Annotated in this window: 2 protein-coding genes; both read right to left on the reverse strand. The window is 67.9% G+C overall.

Translation table 11 applies throughout. The features are described from left to right. Positions 1–1,047 carry a 2-oxoacid:ferredoxin oxidoreductase subunit beta gene (locus tag KME79_RS44205; protein ID WP_219552645.1) on the reverse strand — a complete coding sequence of 349 codons (1,047 nt, stop codon included), beginning with the start codon at positions 1,045–1,047 and terminating at the stop codon, positions 1–3. Beyond that, on the reverse strand, positions 1,040–2,884 hold the full coding sequence (locus KME79_RS44210; RefSeq protein WP_219552647.1) for a 2-oxoacid:acceptor oxidoreductase subunit alpha: 1,845 nt from the start codon (positions 2,882–2,884) through the stop codon (positions 1,040–1,042). Before KME79_RS44210 ends, KME79_RS44205 begins: the two co-directional genes overlap by 8 nt. Between the last annotated feature and the right edge of the window lie 7 nt (positions 2,885–2,891).

A 2,891-nucleotide genomic window follows, 5' to 3' on the forward strand; every position in this document is an offset into this window, starting at 1 on the left:
TCAGCCGATGCGCCAGGTGTCGCCGCCCATCAGCAGATCGGCCAGATCACCCTGGCCCTTCTGCGCCACGGCCTCTTCCAGCTGGCTGGTCATCAGCGTGTCGTAGGCCGGGCGGTCCACGCTGCGGAAGATCCCGATCGGGACGTGGTCGAACGCGGGCTCGTCCAGCCGGGACAGCGCGAACGCCACCGACGGGTCGGGGCTGTGCGCGTCGTGCACCAGGACCCGGTCCTCCTCCACGCTGTCGCGGGGGACGACCTCCAGGCTGCCGTTCGCACCCCGGATGACCGCCTTGGAGGCCGAGGCGATCGGCCGGCCGTGCTCCAGCTTCAACGTGATGTCGTCACGCAGCTCCGGGTCCTTCAACGGCTCGAAGGCATTGTCGTTGAAGATGTTGCAGTTCTGGTAGATCTCCACCAGGGACGCGCCCCGATGCGCGGTCGCCTCCCGCAACACCGCCTGCAGGTGCTTGCGGTCCGAATCCAGGGTGCGCGCCACGAACGACGCCTCCGCCCCCAGCGCCAGCGAGATCGGGTTGAACGGCTTGTCCAGCGATCCCATCGGCGTGGACTTGGTGACCTTGCCGACCTCGGAGGTGGGCGAGTACTGGCCCTTGGTCAGCCCGTAGATCCGGTTGTTGAACAGCAGGATGTTGAGGTTGACGTTACGGCGCAGCGCGTGGATCAGATGGTTGCCGCCGATCGACAGGGCGTCCCCGTCACCGGTGATCACCCACACGCTCAGGTCCGGCCGCGAGGCCGCCAGCCCGGTGGCGATCGCGGGGGCGCGGCCGTGGATGGAGTGCACGCCGTAGGTGTTGAGGTAGTACGGGAACCGCGAGGAGCAGCCGATCCCGGAGACGAACACGATGTTCTCGCGCTTGAGCCCCAGCTCGGGCAGGAACGACTGCACCGCGGCCAGGATGGCGTAGTCGCCGCAGCCCGGGCACCAGCGCACCTCCTGGTCGGACTTGAAGTCCTTCAGGGTCTGCTTGGTGTCGGTCTTGGGCACCAGCGACAGGCCCTTGCCGTTGATCAGTTCAGTCACTGTCGATCACGTCCTGGATCACTCCGGCCAGCTCCTCGGCCTTGAACGGAAGCCCGCGCACCCGGTTGTAGCTGATGACGTCGACCAGGAACCGGGCCCGCAGCAGCAACGCCAGCTGACCCAGGTTGATCTCCGGCAGCAACACCTTGTCGTAGTGCTTGAGCACCTCACCGATGTTGGCCGGCAGCGGGTTCAGATGCCGCAGATGCGCCTGGGCCACCTTCCCGCCCGCCGCCCGCACCCGCCGCACCCCAGCGGCGATCGCCCCATAGGTGGAACCCCACCCGAGCACCAGCACCCGCGCGTCCCCACCCGGGTCGTCCACGGCCACGTCCGGCACGTCGATGCCCGCCACCTTGGCCGCACGCAACCGCACCATCCGGTCATGATTGTCCGGATCGTAGGAGATGTTGCCCGTGCCGTCGGCCTTCTCGATACCACCGATACGGTGCTCCAACCCCGGCGTGCCCGGGATCGCCCACGGCCGCGCCAGAGTCTCCGGATCCCGCTGGAACGGCAGAAACGCCCCGTCCTGCCCGTTCGGCTCGGTGGTGAACGGCACACTGATGTCCGGCAGCGCGGCAACCTCCGGCAGCCGCCACGGCTCCGACCCGTTGGCCAGATACCCATCCGACAACAACATCACCGGCGTCCGGTAGGCCACCGCGATACGGGCGGCTTCCACCGCCGCGTCGAAACAATCCGAAGGCGACATCGGCGCGATGACCGGCACCGGCGACTCGCCGTTGCGGCCGAACAACGCCATCAGCAGATCGGTCTGCTCAGTCTTGGTCGGCATCCCCGTCGAGGGGCCGGCCCGTTGCACGTCCACCACGATCAGCGGCAACTCCGTAGTGACGGCCAGCCCGACCGTCTCCGCCTTCAACGCCACGCCCGGCCCGGACGTCGTGGTCACGCCGAGCGCGCCGCCGAACGCCGCCCCGAGCGCCGCACCGACACCGGCGATCTCGTCCTCGGCCTGGAAGGTGCGGATGCCGAACTGCTTGTGCTTCGACAACTCGTGCAGGATGTCCGAGGCCGGAGTGATCGGATACGACCCCAGGAACAGCGGCAGTTTCGCCTGCACGGCGGCGGCGATCAGGCCGTAGGCCAGCGCCTGGTTGCCCGAGATGTTGCGGTACACGCCCGGCGCCAGCCGGGCCGGCTTCACCTCATAGGAGACCGAGAACGACTCGGTGGTCTCGCCGAAGTTCCAGCCGGCCTGGAAGGCGGCGATGTTGGCCTTGGCGATCTCCGGCTTCCGCGCGAACTTGGTTTCCAGGAAGCTGATGGTCTGCTCGGTCGGGCGGTGGTAGAGCCAGGACAGCAGGCCGAGCGCGAACATGTTCTTGGCGCGTTCGGCGTCCTTCTTGCTGATGTCGAAGTCTTCCAGCGCCTTGACCGTCAACGACGTCAAAGGCACGGCGTGCACCCGCCACTCGGCCAGCGACCCGTCCTCCAGCGGGCTGGCGGCATACCCGACCTTGGCCAGGTTGCGCTTGGTGAACTCGTCGGTGTTGGCGATGATGTCCGCGCCGCGCGGCAGATCCGAAAGGTTGGCCTTGAGCGCGGCGGGGTTCATCGCCACCAGGACGTTGGGGGCGTCGCCGGGGGTGAGGATGTCGTGGTCGGCGAAGTGCAGCTGGAAGCTGGACACGCCGGGCAGGGTGCCGGCCGGGGCGCGGATCTCGGCGGGGAAGTTGGGCAGCGTGGACAGGTCGTTGCCGAACTCGGCGGTGCCCGCGGTGAACCGGTCACCGGTGAGTTGCATGCCGTCACCGGAGTCACCGGCGAACCGGATGATCACCCGATCGAGTTGCTGAACCTGCTTGGTCACAGCTCAG

The sequence above is a fragment of the Nonomuraea harbinensis genome (genome assembly GCF_019396385.1).
In the GTDB taxonomy this organism is placed as follows: Bacteria; Actinomycetota; Actinomycetes; order Streptosporangiales; family Streptosporangiaceae; genus Nonomuraea; species Nonomuraea ferruginea.